The sequence below is a fragment of the Paludibacter jiangxiensis genome, from assembly GCF_001618385.1.
GTDB classification, from domain to species: domain Bacteria; phylum Bacteroidota; class Bacteroidia; order Bacteroidales; family Paludibacteraceae; genus Microbacter; species Microbacter jiangxiensis.
Genome location: NZ_BDCR01000003.1, coordinates 614528 through 635739 on the forward strand (window position 1 = coordinate 614528; position 21212 = coordinate 635739).

Genomic DNA, 21212 nt, shown 5'->3' on the forward strand with positions numbered 1-21212 from the left:
TTAGAATTACCATCCGGGATTTTGTCCGAATTGCGGATACAGCGAAGTATCTTTAATTTTCAGAGGGAACCAATAATGCTTTGAACCAAAAAGGCGGGTCAATACGACCTGTTCTCTAAAGTTAGCTATACGAGCATTTTTAGGATCATTCGTTTTGTAGTAATCGTCACTTTCTACCCGGTCGAATTCCTGCGATGTTTTAACATTATAAGGAGCTTCTGTAAGAAGTAACCAACGTTGCAAGTCGTTAAAACGGAATCCTTCAAAAGATAATTCAACAGCACGTTCTCTTCTTATCTCATCCATAAATTTATGAGGATCAGTCCTCAAGGACGGATTTAAATCTCCACTCGGGCCACCTCCAACAGGATCGGCTCCTACGCGTTGGCGAAGAGTATTAATTGCATCTACTGCTGTTTTGCTAAAATTAGTAGCCTTAGCTGTAGAACCACCCACAGCAGCACAAGCTTCAGCATACATCAGGTAAATATCTGCCAGACGCATATAGGGCAAATAACAGTGGAAGTTACCACCCCAGTTATACATACCATCGTATTTGTTACATTGATGAGGTACTAATTTCTGAATGAAATAACCCGTACGACTACCATTGTTTGCAGATCTCATCGGACCTCCGGTATAAAGGCGCAGGTTACGCAGATATTCCTGATCAGCCGGCATTGAAGCATTCACAAACTTAAAGCCGTCGAACATAATATCATGGTAGAAACGCGGATCTCTACCCTTGAAAGGATGAGTAGGATCAAAACCTGAATTAGGATCGTCCAAAGGTAATCCGTTGGCCATACCATACAATTTGACATAGTTAGCTGTTGGTACATGGATAATGTTATCATGTTCAACCAAACCATTAACTTTGGGTCCGAATGTCTTAGATGTATTCCAGTTACTGCCATTACCATCAGATGAAGGACCACGGAAGATTGCTTCTGTAGATCCCGGCATCAACCAACCTTGTCCTGTTGTATAGAATATATCGGTAAAACAACTTGTAGCATCGCTGGTTTTCACGTGATCATAAACATTGCTATATTTGAATTGCGCCAACGAATACTGAGTCTGGTTATTTTCCACCAATGTCAGTAATTCTCCGAATGCTTCGGCTGCTTTTTTGCAATAATTAACATCGTAATCATACGTTTTAGCACCACCTGTTTGAGCTCCGTTTTTCATCAACGGACTTCCGGCCCACAAATAATCTTTACCTAAGTATCCAAGAGCCATGATTTTGTTGACACGTAATTGGTTTTTCCCGAGAGTACTTTTTCCTACCGTGGTATTATCCCAATTGATCGGCAACAAATCAGCTGCTTTTCTGAAATCCGCAGCTGCACTGTCAGCGCATTGCTGATAAGTAAGACGGGGCAATGTCAGGGCACCGGATGAAGGTAAGACTTTCGTCACATAAGGCAATCCTCCAAGATATTCCATCAATTCGAAATGCCACCATGCTCTGAAAAAGTACAATTGACCTGCAATCAGATTTTTTTCTTCCTGCGTTGCCACGGCCATTTTATCTAAATTCTCTAATCCCATGTTGGCCTTGCGGATACAATACCAGGCATGGGGCCAAAGAGCATGATCAAATTTGTTTCCAGACGTTGGGTTGGTTGATGGTTTATCTAACCAGCATCCGGCCTGAGCCAAATTTCCAGCCTGCCATGCCCAGAAGTTTCCAAGATCCACTTGATTAGTCATGTGCCATGCTCCTTCAGTATTAAAGAGCTCATCATCTCCCCAGTTCCACGATGTAGTCCAATAGCATTTTTCCTTATCAGGAATACAATTGTAAATTTCCTCTACAAACCCCTGAAAGTTTGTGAAATTTTTAAATGCCGTTGCCGGATCTACATTTGAGTCAGGTGATTTATCCAAATATGATGTGCAGGATGAAAATGCAATCATCATAAGGAATATTCCACCCCCTAAAAATGCTTTATATATATTTTTCATAGCGCTCTATATTATTATAATGTTACTTTAAGACCCAAATTGTAACGTCTTACGGTTGGATATGCACCCTGGCTACCTGCACCTCCGAAGTTGGATTCGCGGTCATCCGGCATTTTAGACCATACCCACAAGTTGTTTCCATTCAGGTATATTCTTAAACTGTTCATTTTTAATTTCTTTATAGCCTTGCCACTGAGAGTATAAGCTATTTCAGCATTTTTCAAGCGGACATAAGATCCGTCGTACAGATATTGAGTACCATTGTTATAGCTTGGAGTAGAAGCCCAACGTGGAGTTGTAATATCTGCTGTAGTATTATCTTTCGACCACCAGGTACCCTGATCGTATACGGTATCAAGCATACCTGAGAAACTGGTCAGGTTTACTTCGCGGGTTACATTGTTAACGCCATAGAACTGAACGAAGGCACTAAAACCTTTCCATTCGAATCCCATGGTAGCATTGTAAGTGTTTTGAGGTGAATCAGAAAATCCGTATGGAATTCGGTCTTTACTGTCAATGATACCATCCCCATTGAAGTCAATGATATTATAGTCACCCGGCAATTTGTACAAGTCATTGGTATCATGCTGCACACTTCCATAGAGTTGGTCATAAGTATTCAAATAACCTGTGCTGACATAAGCCCTTGTCTGGCCAATACTATAACCTGCTTCCTTCTGATATGCAGGATATAATGCAGGGTCATCTTTCTTGATGATTACGTTTTTAGCATGTGTCATACTAAAATTACCCCATAAACGCAGTCCGTTATGAAAAGATTTATTCAAACGAACTTCAATTTCATATCCATTTGTGCGTACCCGTCCTAAGTTTGCTGTCGGAGGATCTTGACCGAAATAAGGAGGTACCGAACGGCTTCCACCGTTAACCAGAATATCTCTACGATTGTCGTTGAAAACTTCAACCGTACCGGCAATTAATCCTTTCAGGAAAGCATAATCAACACCGACATTGAATTTGCGAACAATTTCCCAGTGAGCATCAGGATTTCCAACAGATGCTTCTCTGTACCAATTGTATGGGCTGGCACCCTGATTCAATGAAAGGGTTGATGTTCCTCCATAAGCCCATTGAGACATGTAAAGGAATCGGCTTCCGCTATCATCCCCGATTTCGCCCAATGAACTCCTGACTTTTAACATGTCAATAAACTTGAGAGGTTTCATGAAATTTTCCTGAGAAATCAACCATCCCACAGCACCTGAGTTGAAGAATCCAAAACGGTTTTGGGATGCAAATTTTTCTGAACCGTTGTATGCACCGTTATATTCTAAAAAGTATTTATCTTTCAGATTATATGTTGTACGGAACACCCAGTTTTCACGATAACTTGGAATCATACTACCCATAGCATTCTGCTGACGGGTGAAAACACCCATAGCTGTTACATTGTGGTCACCAAATTTGCGAGCCCAGTTTAATTGTAATTGCAGGTTCATACTACGGTAAGTTGCGCCGTTATTTACGGAACCACCCGATGTACTCCAAAGCACGCCCTGAGTATAGTCAAATTTTGAGTTTTGGTTGAATTCCACCTTGTATGTGGCAATTCCTGTTGCAGGATCAATCCATTTCATTACAGGATCATTGAAGAGGTCATTCACACCACGGCTACCATCAGAGAAAGTATTGTCATAGGACAAAGTTCCTTTAAAGTTCAAGCCTTTGGTAATAAATTTAAGGTCTTGTTCCAAAGCAAAGTCAGTTGCAATACGTGTAGTTGTAAGAGTTTGCACTCCACCTACCGACATTGCCTGAGCCGAGTTGGTCACATTGGAAGTCAGAGGGTAAAATCCCCACGATCCATCTGAATATTTGGGAAGGAAAACATCCGGCGGAATATTGTATGCACCGGCCCACTGTTGAGCTACTGCCCAGTCCGATGTATTTGTGTTACCCCATGGACGAGTACTCAATGAGTTTGACCCGGAGATATTCACCTTCAATCCTGTAGTCTTGGTCAACTGAAAGTCGAGATTACTACGTACATTCAATCTATTGTATCCATAACCGGATTTATAATTACGTCCGGCATCCAATACTCTGAACAAGTCACCTTCACGTACAAAGTCGGCAGCTGCAAAGTATTTCACAAAGTTTGTTCCCCCGCTGATATTCAGGTTAACATTACTGGATATTGCATAATTTTTAAAGAGCTGTTTTTGCCAGTCAACGTTCGGATAACGTTCTGCTTCAGTAGTATTAGCCGGATAACGATATTTATTGATAATCTCCTGGGGGGTCATATATGACCAGGAATCCGGTTTTACACCCAATTCATGCTCGATTGCCACGTTACGTGCAGCCAAAGCATCGTATGAGTCGTATTTGCCAGGGAGTTTTGATGGTGCTTTTATTGTTGAAGAAAATCCGACTTCAATCTTAGCACGTCCTTCCTGTCCGCGTTTAGTTGTAATAAGAATCACGCCATTTGCACCTCTGACCCCATATACAGCAGTTGCAGAAGCATCTTTCAATACTGAAATTGACTGAACAGAAGAAATATCGACTCCTGTCATCGGACGTTCAACACCATCTACAAGTACCAATGGGTCGCTTCCGTTCCATGAGCTGGTTCCACGAATTATAATCTTAGGATCTTCTTCTCCCGGAACACCCGAAGTTTGCATGGTAACAACACCCGGCAAATTCCCGGTCAATGCTGCACCAACATTCGAGACCCCGCCGGCACGTTCGAGCACCTTACCGTCTGTCTGGGTGATAGCTCCTACAAGGGTTGTCTTCTTTTGTTGTCCATAACCAACAACCACCACATCTTCCAAACTAACACTACTGTTAGTCATTTCTATCGAAATGTTGTTTTTGCCGGTTGTATTTACCTCCTTAGTTTCATAACTAACGTAGGAGATAACAAGAATGGGTTGCTTTGCCGGAATATTCAGGATGAACTTTCCGTCAACATCTGTAACCGTACCTATCGACTTATTGCCTTTTACCGTTACAGTAGCTCCAATCAAAGGTTCTTTTTTTTCATCAAGTACTTGACCTTTAACAGTACGCCTGTCCTGTGCCTGCAATGCAGAACATAAAAAAAGCATAGATAAGATTAAAAATCTTACCAGTATCATTCTCCTAATATTATTTTTTAGAAAACGAATTGGCACATTTTTGTAATTATGCTTCATTGTATTAGAAATTTAACATATTAAACTATTTACTATTCAATGATTTTGTATGGTTAATTAATTTTTGGATAGATAATACAGTATCTATCACTAAAAAGCATTTTTTGTCTCAACTGTCATCATTTAGTGTTTTCATTGTTACATAAAATTAAGATTGATTATTTGAACAAAACAGAACGGTCTCATTTGAGATAAATGCCTTGAAAGTAGGAGAATAGATGCGTCAGGGATAAAAAAGCGCCCAATTACGCATATAAATGGGGATAAAAGGTGTGGTTTGCATAGTGTTTCGGTATCTAAACTTAAGGTTAATGTATGTTGCAAAAATCTATTTTTTCGCTCTTTTTATCTTTTGATTTTAGATATTTAATTTCCAATTTTGAGCATATCTAATCATTAAATTATTCAATCAAACAGAATCTGTTAATTTATTGAGGACTTTTATTGTAATTAACAAACCTATATCAATATTTCACACAAGATTCCAAGTGATAAAAAAAAGAACAATAGAGATCAGAAAACACTAATGCAAAAATTAACATGGAAATATTACATGGAAAGCAGAAGACTCTGCTTTTACAATTCATTATTAAGGTTTGTCTATAAAGCCGATTAACGCAAAACAGAAGATCATGAACAAAGGAAGAATATGACTTCTCCCACAAATGGTGGTTTGTAATTTTTCCTTTCTGGTAGGTCTTATAATCCAATGCGAAAAAGCCCCATAGAATTCCAATGAATAAAAAAAAACGGGCGAACCTACTCGTGTAGGTTCGCCCGTTTCAGAGATGATCAATTATTGATCATTAGCCATTATATCATATCTTTTTCAACACATGACCCATACGTTCTTTTTTGGTGTGCATGTAGAATGCATTGTGTTCATTGGGAGTAACTTCAATGGGGACATTTTCCACAATAGTAAGTCCGTATGATTCCAAACCGATACGTTTTACCGGATTATTGGTCATCAGGCGCATTTGTGTAATACCCAACTCACGTAATATCTGCGCACCAACACCATAATCACGTTCATCGGCTTTGAAACCCAAATGAAGGTTTGCATCCACGGTATCCATACCGTTTTCCTGCAACTTGTAAGCTTTTATCTTGTTCATCAGGCCGATACCACGACCTTCCTGATTCATGTACACCACAACACCTTTCCCCTCTTTCTCGATCATCTGCATGGCTTTGTGAAGCTGTTCGCCGCATTCGCAACGCATTGAACCGAAAATATCGCCGGTCATACACGAAGAATGTACGCGTACCAGAATCGGTTCATCCGGGTTCCATTCTCCTTTGATCAGGGCAACATGCTCCAGTCCGTTCGATTTCTGACGGAAAGGAATCAGGTGAAACTCACCGTAAGCAGTAGGCATCATCACCTCTTCACCTTTTTCTACCAACGACTCACGTTCCAGACGATAAGTAATGAGGTCTTTTACAGAAACGACCTTCAAGTCAAATTTCTTTGCAACTTCCAGCAGCTGAGGCAAACGCGCCATGGTTCCGTCTTCGTTAATCACTTCCACCAACACTCCGGCTGGATAAAGCCCTGCCAGTTGAGCCAAATCAACAGCAGCTTCGGTATGCCCTGCTCTGCGTAGGACACCACGACTGCGTGCTCTTAACGGGAAGATATGCCCGGGACGACCTAAATCGGTAGGAAGAATTGACGGATCGCACAAAGCTTTGATTGTGGCCGCACGGTCAAATGCCGAAACGCCGGTGGTACATCCATGCTCCAGTAAATCGACAGACACCGTAAAAGGCGTACCGTGCATGGAGGTATTATCCTCTGACTGCATAGGTAATGACAATTCGTCACAACGTTCTTCGGTAAGAGGCGCACACACCAAACCGCGTCCGTGTGTAATCATGAAGTTTACCTTCTCGGGAGTTATCAACTCGGCAGCACAAATAAAATCGCCTTCATTTTCGCGATCTTCATCATCTACCACGATAACAAATTTGCCATTGCGAATTTCTTCAATGGCCTCATCTATAGTATTTAATTGAAATTGTTCCATATTATATGTAGTATAGAATAAATAAGCAAAATAATTATGGCGCAATCAGTAATCACTACGTCGTGACCAGAGACTTCCACAACCATTGATTAGTTTTTTGAGTTTTTGCGCAAGCGGTGGTTTACATATCTTTTCCCTTGTTGCAAATAGCCTGCCAAACGTTTTCGGCCGGTCTTTATCAACTGCAAATATGCATCCGGATTCATAATAACGGAATCGCCCACTGCTTTATAGGTCAAAAATATTCCGATCGGCAACAAAATAGCAGAGCTAAGCCACATTCCTCGCCAAGCGGGCCAAAATCCTTCTCTTGCCATCTTTGTACCGGCATTGTCAATAATATAGTAAAAGATGAACATCAAAACAGAAATCACTACCGGCATACCGAAACCTCCCTTTCGGATAATAGCTCCTAAGGGAACCCCGATAAAGAAAAAGATAAGGCAGGCAAACGACAGTGCGAATTTACGATGCCATTCTATTGAATGGCGGCGGATATTCATCTGTTTTTCCTTTATATCCATGTTTGAGAAGGTCATTTCACCTCTCGCACGACTTACCTCACTCAGTGCATTGCTAACCGCGTTTTTCTTTTCATCCAGACTAAGCGACATAAAAAGCGTGTCGGTATTGTATTTTTCAAACTTAAAATTCTTAGCTGTTGCCTGATGGAATGGAACATGGTTTATCCGGTTCAGATACTGATTCTGATTATTAACGACAGTCCGGTTCTTTATTATCTGCTTTATTTCCTTATTAAGAGAATCAATCGTATGATTCAGCTCAATCACATTCTTACTGATTTGCTCATTCTTCAGTAGCGATTCGTTAAAGCGGGTAAAACTGGCATCAAAATCAATAATGATCTGCTTTCTCGAGAATATCTCGCGCCGGTAAGGAACCTTGGTCTCGGGCGTCATCGTTTGTTGCTGCTGCAAGTTCTCAAACGACTCACCGCTATAAAGACTGAAAGTAAGAAAGTGCTTATCACTACTCATCACCAGACGACCAGAGTCGGCCAGCATGACCGATGCATTGCTGAAACCGTTGGAAAAATCGTAGACAATCACATTTTTGAGTAGCTGCCCCTTCAGGTCTTTACCGCCTACAAAAAGAGTATAGCCGCTGATTCCTTTATAAAATTCGCCGGTAGGAATTTCCAACTCGGGTGATTTCTGCCGCATAGAGAGCAGGAGGGTGAACATCTTCGTCTGGCTCTTGGGCAACACATAGTTAGAAAAGAAAAATGCCCCCACGCATACCATTGAAATAACAATGATAAGAGGCCGCATAATCCGAAACAAAGAGACTCCTGCCGATTTCATCGCCAACAGTTCGAGCTGTTCCCCCATATTTCCGTACGACATAAGCGAGGCAAGCATGATGGACATCGGTAATGCCAGCGGCACAAGCGACACGGCGGCATACATAAAAAATTCCGCAAGCACAGTAATGCCCAGCCCCTTTCCTACCATATCGTCAACATATTTCCAGAGAAATTGCATCAAAAAGACAAACAGGCAGATAAAAAAGGTTGCCGAAAACAGCCTTATAAAATTAGCAAGTGTATATGAATCAATTCGTTTTAGTATTCGCATAACATAATTCTTTCAGCAACAAATGTACAGTTAATCTATCAATATGACAAGATGAGAATAAAGAACAAAGAGTAAAGAACAAAGACTGAACGGCATCGCAATACAATTCGAGTCCGGAGGCGAAACGACCATAATTTCTTTCACAACCGGATTGTAGTTTTAGGCTGTATATCACAGAAAGAAAAATTATCACTTTCATTTATTTTGACCTCCGAAATAGCTCACAAATCTGACTTTTCTAAAATCTTTGCTCTTTGTTCTTTACTCTTTGCTCTCTTATTGACACATTACAATTACCTTTGCAAATAAATATTTTTTTGAACATGGCTAAAATAAAATCGGTTTACGTATGTCAGAATTGTGGAGCTGAATCGCCTAAATGGATCGGCAAATGCTCTTCATGTGGTGAATGGAACAGCTACGTGGAAGAGGTAATCCGAAAAGAAACGCCATCGAAAGCCGTTCACAATGTGGATACGGCTCAATCAAAGCCGGTTCGTATTGAAGAAGTAGAGAGCACAACCGAACAACGTATGGACACCTATTCCGCCGAGTTCAACCGGGTACTGGGTGGCGGTTTGGTCGGTGGCTCACTGGTTTTGCTGGGTGGAGAGCCCGGCATTGGCAAATCGACCCTGATTCTTCAGGTTGCCCTTAACATGGTCAATAAAAAAGTATTGTATGTTTCGGGAGAAGAGAGCGTAAAACAGCTGAAATTACGTTCCGAAAGGCTGCTTAAACCAGCTTCGGAATGCTTTGTGGTAAGCGAGACTTCACTCGAGCAGATTTTTGTTCACATCAAAAATGTACAACCCGATATTGTAGTAATCGATTCCATCCAGACCATTTCAACGGAATATGCTGAGTCATCACCCGGGAGCGTCACGCAGGTGCGGGAGTGTTCTGCCGCGCTTCTCAAATTCGCCAAAGAATCAGGCATTCCGGTATTGCTTATCGGTCATATCAACAAAGAAGGCAGTATTGCCGGTCCGAAAGTACTGGAACACATTGTCGATACAGTGCTTCAGTTCGAGGGCGACCAAAACTATATGTACCGCATTCTCCGCGCCAACAAAAACCGCTTTGGAAGTACTGCCGAACTTGGAATCTTTGAAATGCTGCAAAACGGGCTGCGCGAGGTAACTAACCCATCGGAACTTCTGCTATCACAGAATCACGAAGGTCTTAGTGGCGTCGCCATTGCCTCAGCCATCGAAGGCATCCGTCCTTTTCTCATTGAGGCACAGGCATTGGTTAGCACAGCTGCTTATGGCACGCCACAACGTTCGTCCACCGGGTTTGACATTCGCCGTATGAACATGCTTTTAGCTGTCCTTGAAAAAAGAGCCGGATTCAAACTTGCACAAAAAGATGTCTTTCTGAACATCGCGGGCGGGCTGAAAGTAAACGACCCCGCTATTGACCTGGCTATTATCACCTCGATCCTCTCATCCAGCATGGATATTGCACTCGAACGGCATATCTGCATGGCGGGCGAAGTCGGTCTGTCAGGCGAAATCCGTCCGGTAAACCGCATCGAACAACGCATTCTCGAAGCAGAAAAGCTCGGTTTCAAGAAAATCATTATTCCTGACTACAACCTTCATAAGTCCGATAAAAACACCCGCTTCTCCATCGAAGTAATCAAAGCCAAGAAAGTGGAAGACGCCTTTAGAGTATTATTCGGGAAACAATAATGTGATACCACTCTTTGTTTAGCGTTGAATATATACACGCATTCCTTTTCAATGACCGTCGGAGGCGACTTACCTGTTTTGATTTCTGATTGCAGCTTTCTTATTCCAATTTTGCATACATCATCCATCGGGGTGCTATGTACTAACTATTAGACACGGCTTCCTTGTTTAGGAAATGTTTAGCGCGCAACAAACTCTTACTGTTTTACACACAGGGATTACGCATTTAAGAATTAAACAAGGAGCTTCCGTCACTGTAATCCCGATTTCCTCTTTGTACCGCCGCTACGGTCGGAATGTTCCACTTGCCACAAAAAGGTCAAGACTGTGCCCGCTTCGCTCAAAAAACTGGTGCTCGTCAAGCTAAATGGCCCCAAATGGCCTCTTCCTTTCGTCATGAGCTTCAACCAATGGACAACTTTATGCATGCCTTTCTTGTTTTAGCTTAAGCTGACCGTTGGTTGGCTCACCGCACAAGGCCGCTTCTAATCTGACAGAGCATTCGTTACAAATTTTAGTGTCCATTCTTTGCAAAATTCTTAAATGCGCAATCCCTTATTTTACACATCTTTTTCCGTTTATTTTATTTTACACTATTTAATCACACGATGCAAATATATTTTTTCCGATAAAAATTATGTTAATAAAAGGCGAGATTTACACACTGTTAAAATTCATTTGATTACCTTTGCCCCCTAATTTTCCATAAAATCATTATTTGTGAACAAGACATTATTCTATCTTTGCCTGATTCTGCTACTCTCTTCCTGCCACGCCTACAAAGATATTGTGTATGTACAGGACGCGGGACGATTGGCCGGCTTCACCGACACAACACACTGTTCAATACCGGATCCAATACTAAAACAGGGCGATCTTCTGGTTATCACCGTCAATGCAACAACCCCGGAAGCTGCTCTTCCTTTCAACCTGCCACTCATTCCCGGCCAGGGCAACAATACCGGCAACTACGATCCGAGCAGTGGCAATATCTCATCAGCAGGAGGCACTGGCTCCGGCACCCTCCAAAATTATCTGATCGACACACAAGGCAATATCAATTTTCCTGTTTTAGGCAAAATCCATGCAGTAGGAATGACCAAAAATCAACTGGCAGATTACATCGTAAAACAAATACATCCGAAATACATCAAGGAGAATCCTATCGTCAACATACGTTTTGCCAACTTCAAAATTTCCGTTCTTGGAGAGGTTACCCGCCCCGGGGCTTTCTCCATCAACAATGAGAAAATCTCACTCTTTGAGGCCATTGCTCTTGCCGGCGACCTGACCATTTACGGAAAACGCGACAACGTACTGCTTATTCGGGAAGGAAACGACGGCAAGCGACAAACCACACGCATCGACCTGAGAGACAACCGTCTTATCAACTCTTCCTGGTTTTATCTGCAACAAAATGATGTATTGTACATACAACCCAACAATCCAAAGTCAAGAGCTTCGGGATTCAGCACCGCAGAAACAATATCCATCTCGGTAGTAGGCACTCTTATATCACTTGCGTCACTGATTGTGACATTATCAAAATAACAAATTAAGCATCATTGCAATCATTCAAGACCGGAAGTCGCCACTCCGGTTCGAATTTATCAATAATCTATCATTTATGGAGAACTACTCAGACCTGTTTGAACAGGAATTTCAGGAAAAACCAATCAACTGGAGAGACGTATTTGAGCGCTTCGTGGTTTATTGGAAATGGATTGTTGCGTCAGCCATTCTCTTCCTCATAGCCGGCTATATTTACACCCGAACACAAATAGACACATATGAATTCAACGCATCCATGCTGGTAATCGACCAGTCGAAAAACGGACAGATGAATGAAATGTCCATGCTGAAACAGCTCGATGCAATGGGTATTGGCGGAAATACCCCTTCCATGGTCAATGACGAACAACAGGTTCTCTGTTCCACCGAATTGATGAAAAGGGTCGTCAATCAGTTAGAACTACACACCTCCTATACCGGCAAACATTTTCTAAAACAGGAAGATCTCTACACCGACTCTCCTTTACACCTGAAGACAGATTACAAAATCCTCAGTCAGCTTGACATTGACGAAAGCATCGAACTAAAAGTCACCCCATCCGGAGATGGCTCCCTCTCAGTTGATGGAAGTTATGGCAATCAAACATTCAATCAGGAGATAAAGCACCTACCTGCCACTATCCAAACACCCCTTGGCGCAATGACTCTGGAACTACGCCCGGGCAAAGCTATTCCTGAAACCGAAATAGACATTGTCATATCCAACCCTACAACCATCGCGCAGGATCTTTGTAAAAATGCCCTTCAATCAGACATAGGAAAACAGGCGGATGTAATCCAACTCACCCTCACCTCCACCAACATCCGAAAGGGCAAAGACATTCTCCAGGCATTAGTAGAAATTTACAACAAAGATGCTGTGGAACAGGTCAATCGTTCGGCTGTCAACACCGCCACATTTATTGACACCCGTCTAAAATTACTGACCGGAGACCTGACAAACGTGGAAAAAGATGTGGAAAGCTACAAACAAGCCAACCACATGACAGATCTGGATGCCGATGCTCAGGTTTATCTTCAGCAGGGCACCGCATACGATCAGCAGCGCAACGAAGCTGAAATACAGCTACATCTGGCCAAATATGTAGAACAGTTTATTCACGATCCAGCCAACGAAACAGCCCTGATTCCCAACCTGGGACTCACCGATGTGGGACTGGTAGCCGTTATCCAGAAATACAACGAACTGGTAATTGCCCGCGATCGCATCCGCCGGAGTTCTTCGGACGATAACCCCTCACTAAAAACCCTTAACCAACAAATACAAACTGCCCGAAGAGCCATTCAGGTCAGTATCGGGAACTCCCGCAAAGGATTACAGATCAGCAATGGCGACCTCAACTCCAAATATTCACAACTTAAGGCCCGTCTTAACCAGCTGCCTCGCCAGGAGAGAGAATTTCTCGAAATTAAACGACAACAGCAGGTAAAGGAAAGCCTCTATCTGTTCCTCCTGCAAAAGAGGGAAGAGGCTTCGCTCAACATGGCTGTCACTGTACCCAAAGGAAGGATGTTAAATGCGCCCGACAAAGCAACTCATAAGAGTCCACGCACCAACATGATACTATTTGTCTTTCTGTTGATGGGTATCGCTTTCCCTATTCTTATTATCTACTTCCGAGACCTACTGAATTCCAGCATCCGCGACAGCAAGGAGGTAGAAAAACTCACTTCACTACCTGTGATCACCGAACTCGGACATAATGATGACGACTCCTCTTTAATCGATCATACGTCGCAATCCAATACCAACGCCGAGCTATTCCGACTATTGCGAACCAAACTGCAATTTGCACTCGACTACCCCTCCGAAAAAGTGATTATAGTCACCTCCACAGAACCGGGCGAAGGGAAAACCTTTGTTAGCATCAACCTGGCTTTATCACTCTCGCTCACCGACAAGAAAATATTGCTGATAGGAATGGATCTCCGAAAACCACAGCTTGCAAAGTACTTCAATATTATAAAACAAGACGGTATATCGGCTTATCTCTCCGGCCATGAATCCGACTACAAAAACCTTATTCACCAAACGGCAGCTTATCCCCACCTGGACATACTCCCGGCAGGCCAGATACCACCCAACCCTAACGAACTGATGATGAAGGACCGTCTCGACACGTTGGTGGAAGAGCTAAAAAAAGCTTACGACTACATCGTATTCGACACCGCTCCGGTAGGTGCCGTATCTGACACTCTTCTTCTCAACAGGCTAACACACGCCACGCTTTATGTTTGCCGTGCCGGCTACTCCGACAAACGGAATATTGAACTGGTAAACCGACTGCATCAGGAAAAGAATCTGAATCATCTCTACCTCGTTGTAAATGACGTAAATATAGACCATCGCCGCTATTCCTACCGCAAAGGATACAGCTACGGCTACGGCAAATATTACGGTCATAAAAAAGAAAAGAAGGATGCTAAAAGATTCCCGTTTCTGAAAAACTAAATTGAGCACACAGTCTGCAGTAAGCAGTACACAGTGATATAACATCACCGTGTACTGCTTTTTTTTTGCGACAATCTCAGATGGAAGGATTTCGAAAAAAAGACAAGAATGCGTTTTCAAACCAGTTGGGAACGCACATTACGCAAATCGCACAAATCAAAAACTTTTTTTATTTCCAAAATCGCCCAGACTCTTAATAATATGAGCAGCTGACATTTTACCTAATGACTTGAAAAGCCTGATTTTCATAATCGCAAACTGTGACCGGTGGCGCAAGTGACCTAAATCAATGCTACCTGAAAGGAAGGACTATAAATTCATATTCAAACCATTAAGACATTAAGGTTGTAGCGAGAAAGCTTCATGTTTCTTAATGCCTCAATGGTTTTGTTTATTTCTTACTTTTCGCACTTGACCTCTCATCACCCCCTCTTCCGGAGCAGGGCTGTTAAGTTCTAATATTAACCACAGAGTGGTGGTTTATTTGGCTCCGCCGATTTTCAATTCAACCCAACGTAAAGCGAAGCGAAACGTTGGGTTGCCTGATAAAGCAGATTTTAAGTCCTGAAAGGACGATTTAAGCCGTCCTTTCAGGACTTAAATCCGTTTGTTTGCATTGTACCCAAGGCTTCGCCATTGGGCTGAAATAAATATGACTTTCAGTCAATTGAGAACTCAACAGCCCCTCTCTCTCGAGACAGGTCTGCAACTACTAATGACTTAATCTATATCATGCCTAATCCCCATTTTACGAAATATATGATTTATATTTCGTATGTCACATAACAAAAACAAGCACCTATTTGTATATTTTCCATCAAATCTCCCCTATTTATTTACAAATAGAGTCCTAAAACACAATTATAATGACTTTCAACCGAATTACATTAGGTTAATTTTTCAGTAAATTATATTTGTAATTTACTGGTCGTGTTCAAAAATAATTTTACCTTTGCAACTCAATATCTAAAGAGAAGAAGACTCCACCCTTGTTCTAATTTTAGCACAAGTTATTCTTTGGCCTCAGAGCCAAAGAATAAACGGTGGTATTACACTAACCAGGATCATTAAGGCTAAGCAAGCCATTTAGTTTATTAAAATTGAATTCATTTAAGAGTGACAATTGTATTAATAATGGAAGGTGTATTATCACTGTTTTGTTGCGAACCACATATTCTTCCCTTTAACAAAACACTCCCGGCTTCCGGGATTCTCATTTGCAGATACGGCTCATGTGCTGTTATCTGCAAAACACGTTTACACCCATCCCTTTTCATTTACCACTCCGAATAATGCCCTATCGACTGTGATTAAACGGCATAAAAACCAACACCAGAAACGGAGACCACACAACGCAGTATAACTCTTTGAAATAAAACAAACACAGTGTTACACAGAGGACACATTGAGCTATTCTGTGTAAGAGACAAATAAACTCTACGAAATACAATAGAATTGATTATACATGGAAGCCCTAAGGCAACGCATATTATCCCATCCCTATTACGATAAAGCCCTTTATTGGTTTAAAACCATCTCCATTACCGGACTGGCACAAATAATTGTTCAGGGAGTAGGGTTTGTTACAGGTATTCTGATTATTCGTTTATTACCAACTCAGGAATATGCATTGTATACCTTGGCAAATACTATGTTGGGCACGATGACTGTTCTTGCTGATGGTGGAATATCATCCGGCGTCATGGCGCAGGGTGGCAAAGTGTGGCAGGATCGGGAAAAACTGGGTGTGGTATTGGCTACCGGACTTGATCTGCGGCGAAAGTTTGCGGTGGGAAGTTTGATAGTTTCTACTCCTATTTTATTCTATTTACTGTTGCATCACGGAGCCAGTTGGATGACTTCTATTTTGATAGTAATGTCTTTGATACCAGCTTTTTACGCCGCTATTTCTGATTCATTGTTAGAGATGGTTCCCAAACTGAATCAGTCGATATTTCCGCTTCAAAAAAATCAGGTTGGAGTTGGTATTGGTCGTTTAGTTCTAACAGGACTCACTCTTTTTGTTTTTCCATGGACTTTTGTGGCTATTTGGGCAAGTGGGATTCCCCGTATTTACGGTAATATTCAGTTGCGAAAGATAGCTTATGGATTTACGGATAGACAACAACTAGATCCAGTGATCCGAAAAGAAATTTTATCAATGGTAAGGAGAATTCTTCCTGGTTCAATTTATTATTGTTTATCCGGGCAGATTGCTTTATGGTTAATCTCTATTTTGGGGAATACGACATCTGTGGCACAGTTAGGTGCGCTGGGGCGGTTTGCAATGTTGTTGACTCTACTTAATGTTTGGGTGGGGACTTTGATTATTCCTCGCTTTGCCAGATTATCGGAGAAAAAGAAGGTCTTGTTGGAAAGGTTTTTCCAAATATTTATATTGCTATTTTTTGTGCTTCTTATTATTGTAGCATTAGTTTATTTGTTTTCCGATTCGATTTTATGGATACTAGGAAAAAACTATATTGGGCTTCAGAATGAACTCATATTAAGTATAATAGGAAGTTGTATAGGATTGCTTGCGGGAGTAGCTTTTTCTCTTTTTACAAGTAGAGGTTGGGTTATAAATCCTGTCTTTTCAATTTTTCTTAGTTTATTATCAATAGTAGTTGGCGCTTTGATTTTTAACATGTCCTCTTTACAAGGAGTGCTATTGTATAATATTTATCTTTCATTTTTTCAGTTACTTATTAATGGTGGGTATTGCCTTTACAAAATTAAAACTACTATATGAAAACAGCTATATGTACCTTATATGAAGGCCATTATCACTATGGCGTAGCAGCTTTGTCTAATTCATTGTATAAAAATGGATTTAGAGGATCTGTTTATGTTGGTTACAGAGGAGAGCTCCCTTTTTGGGCGGCAAATGCTAAAGAAGATTCCGGGTTGAGTTGGAACGGAGCAAGGACGTTGGAGATTGGAGAGGGTTTGAAATTGCATTTTTTGCCGCTTATTACTGATTACCATTTTACAAATTACAAGCCTGATTTCATGCTAGAGTTATGGGATGGTCCTGCAAAGGACGCGCAGAGCATGTTTTATTTTGATCCAGATATCGTCGTTTGCGCTCCCTGGAAAGTATTCGAATCATGGGCCGGTTCAGGGATTGCATTATGTGAAGATGTGAATTCTCCATTGCATAAAAATCATCCAAAAAGGATTGCTTGGCGCAATTATTTTAGCCAATATTCAATAGCATTGACTTATAAGGAGTCTGCTTATGTAAATGGTGGTTTTGTTGGATTGGAAAAAGAGGAAATTGGTTTTCTTCATATGTGGAAACAAATTCAAGAAGCAATGGCTGTTCGAATTGGTGGTCTTAATCGTTCTGCTTTGACAAATAGCAAAGCTTTGTCTGAGGAAGATAAGAGTGACTTTGCACCTTTTAGCAAAACCGATCAGGATGCCCTCAATGCAACCGTAGAAGCCTGGAGTAAGGATGCAAGTATAATGGGGCAAGAGGCAATGGCGTTTAAATCTGGTGCACGAATGATGTCTCATGCATTAGGCATACCAAAACCTTGGGACAATAATATCATATTAAGTACCCTTAAAGGGTATTCTCCAAGTGTAACACTAAAAGATTATTGGAAATGTGTAAATGGCCCAATTTATTTACATTCAAAACGTAAAATGAGATTTAAGGTGTTTGAAATCCAGATTTGCGCATTTATTGGCCGCTTTTATAGACGGAGATAAACTATAAGTATGAAGATCACTTTTATTTGCGGCTCACTTGCACCCGGTAGAGATGGAGTTGGGGATTATACCCGGCGGCTAGCTGCAGAGCTGATCCGTCAGGGTCATCAATCCTCAATTATTGCATTGAATGACCGAATGCTTAAGGATGTTCAAATTACATCTCAAGAGACTGAAGGGACACAGGTAAAGGTATTGCGCTTATCAGCTAAGCTATGTTCGAAGAAGAGATTTTTAGAAGCTAAAAATTTCATAGAAGTAATGAACCCTGAGTGGTTAAGTCTTCAATATGTTCCTTTTGCCTTTCAGAATAAAGGATTGCCATTTGGCTTGGGCAGACGGTTGGCAAGAATTGGCAAAGGCCGGAAATGGCATATTATGTTCCATGAATTGTGGGTGGGAATGGAGGATGAAGCCACATTAAAAAATAAAGTCTGGGGAAGAATACAAACTCTATTAATTCTCAATCTTGTTAAAAGTTTAAATCCCTTTATACATACACAAACAAAGCTCTATCAATGGCAGCTTGGAAGATTCGGTTTAGACGTTAAATACCTGCCCTTATTTGGGAATATCCCAATAATCAAGAGAGTCTCCTATAAATTAAATTCAAAAGGAGATCGCCTATCAATTATTTTTTTTGGAAATATTCATTACGGCGCCCCTATTGAAGAATTCTGTAAAGATTTGAAACAATATTCAATGAAGGAAAACATAAAGATTAAAGTTGATTTTATTGGAAAGTGTAGCAATGAGCAGTCTACATGGAGCTCAAAATTAAAAGCCTATGGTTTTGTAGTCTGCGAAAATGGAGAGATGTCAGAAAATATGATTTCGGAATATCTGCAAAACTCACATTTGGGTATTTCAACAACACCAATACTTCTTGCTGAGAAAAGTGGAACTATCGCAGCTATGCGAGAACATAGTTTGCCCGTTCTTTGTGTCTCCAGATCATGGGATATCCAAAAGTTCCCTAAAGATCGGTTGCCGGTGGGAATTAATATCTTTCATCCGGGAATGATTAATGACACAATTTTAGAGCAACGTAATACAGTTATTGCAAATTCGCTGCAAAAAGTATGTACTGACTTTCTGAATACATTGATTTTAAAGAATTGATATGGCAACTCTAACATACTTGTGGAATAATAGAGCCAGATATCCCTTTTCTTCTGTTTTATTTTATCGTGCATGGGCAAAACGTATTTTGTGTTTACCTGAATTGATTAAAAGAAATCAAAGACGATCTGGTTTAGTACGTAAAGGAGCCTCTATACATCCGACTGCCGAAATTGGAGAGACTGTTGTTGATGGTCATAAATCGAAACTTTCAATCGGTGCTTTTTCGTTTGTTGGAAAGGTTCGGATTGCTTTACATGAAAAGGTTATTATTGGTGATAAAGTTTGCATCAATGACGGAGTTCAGATATTGACAGCTTCGCATGATATTTCAGATCCGGATTGGTCATCGATCAAAGCTCAAATTATAATTGAAGATTATGCATGGATTGCTACGAATGCCATATTATTACCCGGTGTTACTATTGGGAAAGGTGCTGTTGTGGGAGCGGGGGCTGTTGTGAGTAAAAGTATTGCTCCCGGCGAAATAGTAGTTGGTAATCCGGCAAAATCCATTCAAAAAAAAAGAACGGAAGATTTAAGGTATAATCCATGTGAATTCCTGGCAGGGAACAGAGCCTGGTTAATTGGATAAATAATCTACTTTATGAAAATAATTATTTCTCATCCTACCGGTAACTCGAATGTACGAGAAGCCGTTGACGGTTTGACAAAAGCAAATATATTATTTAAATTCTATACCTGCATTGCAGTTTTTCCTGAGACAGTTCTGTTCAAATTAGGATCAATATCATATTTAAAAGAATTGCGAAGACGAAAATTCAATCCAAATCTTCGTTCAATGACCAATACCTATCCATGGCGTGAAATAGGTCGATTGTTTGCATTAAAAGTAGGTTGGCAAAAACTTATTGAACACGAGTCTGGGGTATTCAGTGTTGATGCTATTTATCACAGTTTAGATAATTATATCGCCACAAACATACAAAGGACATGTAAAACAAATACCATTTCGGGAATTTATGCTTATGAAGATGGAGCTGAATATTCATTTTCAATAGCAAAACAGATAGGTTTAGATTGCTTCTACGATTTACCGACTGGATATTGGCGTGCTTCAAGAGCATTATTGCATGAAGAAATTGAGCGAAAACCGGATTGGGCTGATACATTTACTGGATTTAAAGACTCGGAGATTAAATTAAAACGAAAAGATAAAGAATTATCACTTGCAGATGTCGTATTTGTCGCCAGTAAATTTACAGCCGATACGTTGAAGACATATCCGGGGAAACTTCCTCCTGTGAAAATAATACCTTATGGGTTTCCTCCTGTTTTCGAGCATCGAGAATATGAAGGATTTGAGAAAATGAGAAAAATCAAATTGTTATTTGTAGGAAAACTGACTCAACAAAAAGGACTGGCAGATTTATTTGACGCCATCAAGGGTTTAGAACAATATGTTGAGCTTACATTGGTTGGGCCAAAACCGATACAAAATATAAAATTAAATCATGAATTAACCAACCACCATTATTTGAAAACCTTACCTCACGATGAAATCCTATTATTAATGAGAAAACATGATATATTAGTTTTTCCCTCTCTTTTTGATGGCTTTGGTATGGTAATCACAGAAGCTATGTCGCAAGGAACTCCTGTAATCGCATCGGACAGATCGGCTGGCCCGGATTTGATCAAACATGGAGAAAATGGTTGGATAATTTCTGCCGGAATACCATCTACTCTTCGCGTAATGATTGAACAAATTATTGAAACACCGGAAATACTTGAAAAAGTTGGCCGCGCCGCTATGGAATCCGCACGAAAACGTCCATGGAGAGTATATGGAAAGGAATTAGCAAATGCGATAATGGAATATGATCGATAATATAGTTTATGTAAAATATATT

12 protein-coding genes are annotated in these 21212 nt (G+C 40.8%); 8 read left to right on the forward strand and 4 right to left on the reverse strand.

What is annotated here, in order from left to right; genetic code table 11:
- Window positions 1-6 precede the first annotated feature (6 nt).
- The 4 genes from PJIAN_RS09065 to PJIAN_RS09080 all read right to left on the reverse strand — a co-directional run bounded on the left by PJIAN_RS09065 (window position 7) and on the right by PJIAN_RS09080 (window position 8775).
- A complete protein-coding gene (locus PJIAN_RS09065; RefSeq protein WP_068704232.1) occupies window positions 7-1974 on the reverse strand; it encodes a RagB/SusD family nutrient uptake outer membrane protein in 1968 nt (655 codons plus the stop codon).
- A 14-nt stretch (window positions 1975-1988) separates the two neighbouring features.
- Window positions 1989-5057, reverse strand: a complete 3069-nt coding sequence (locus tag PJIAN_RS09070) for a SusC/RagA family TonB-linked outer membrane protein (RefSeq protein ID WP_101750740.1) — start codon at window positions 5055-5057, stop codon at window positions 1989-1991.
- Window positions 5058-5962: 905 nt separating this feature from the next.
- Complete coding sequence (locus PJIAN_RS09075; protein WP_068704237.1) at window positions 5963-7177, reverse strand: bifunctional 3,4-dihydroxy-2-butanone-4-phosphate synthase/GTP cyclohydrolase II; 1215 nt, start codon at window positions 7175-7177, stop codon at window positions 5963-5965.
- A gap of 89 nt (window positions 7178-7266) precedes the next feature.
- Window positions 7267-8775 (reverse strand): LptF/LptG family permease, encoded by a 1509-nt coding sequence (locus PJIAN_RS09080; protein WP_068704239.1) that lies wholly within the window; start codon window positions 8773-8775, stop codon window positions 7267-7269.
- A gap of 323 nt (window positions 8776-9098) precedes the next feature.
- Here PJIAN_RS09080 and radA point away from each other — a divergent pair, with 323 nt between their 5' ends.
- From radA to PJIAN_RS09120, 8 genes are all read left to right on the forward strand, one after another.
- Window positions 9099-10472, forward strand: a complete 1374-nt coding sequence (gene radA, locus PJIAN_RS09085) for a DNA repair protein RadA (RefSeq protein ID WP_068704241.1) — start codon at window positions 9099-9101, stop codon at window positions 10470-10472.
- A gap of 720 nt (window positions 10473-11192) precedes the next feature.
- A complete protein-coding gene (locus PJIAN_RS09090; protein ID WP_068704242.1) occupies window positions 11193-12023 on the forward strand; it encodes a polysaccharide biosynthesis/export family protein in 831 nt (276 codons plus the stop codon).
- A 76-nt stretch (window positions 12024-12099) separates the two neighbouring features.
- Window positions 12100-14496, forward strand: a complete 2397-nt coding sequence (locus PJIAN_RS09095; protein ID WP_068704243.1) for a GumC family protein — start codon at window positions 12100-12102, stop codon at window positions 14494-14496.
- A 1465-nt stretch (window positions 14497-15961) separates the two neighbouring features.
- Entirely contained in the window at window positions 15962-17248 is a 1287-nt protein-coding gene (locus tag PJIAN_RS09100; protein ID WP_068704244.1) for an MATE family efflux transporter, read from the forward strand.
- The gene (locus PJIAN_RS09105; RefSeq protein WP_068704245.1) at window positions 17245-18216 is read left to right on the forward strand and encodes a hypothetical protein; all 972 of its coding nucleotides are present in this window, start codon (window positions 17245-17247) and stop codon (window positions 18214-18216) included. The genes PJIAN_RS09100 and PJIAN_RS09105 overlap by 4 nt, the downstream gene beginning before the upstream one ends.
- A gap of 9 nt (window positions 18217-18225) precedes the next feature.
- Window positions 18226-19338, forward strand: coding sequence for a glycosyltransferase (locus PJIAN_RS09110; RefSeq protein ID WP_068704248.1), 1113 nt, complete (start codon window positions 18226-18228; stop codon window positions 19336-19338).
- A 1-nt stretch (window position 19339) separates the two neighbouring features.
- On the forward strand, window positions 19340-19933 hold the full coding sequence (locus tag PJIAN_RS09115) for an acyltransferase (protein ID WP_068704249.1): 594 nt from the start codon (window positions 19340-19342) through the stop codon (window positions 19931-19933).
- 12 nt (window positions 19934-19945) lie between these two features.
- On the forward strand, window positions 19946-21190 hold the full coding sequence (locus PJIAN_RS09120) for a glycosyltransferase family 4 protein (RefSeq protein ID WP_068704250.1): 1245 nt from the start codon (window positions 19946-19948) through the stop codon (window positions 21188-21190).
- Window positions 21191-21212 lie beyond the last annotated feature (22 nt).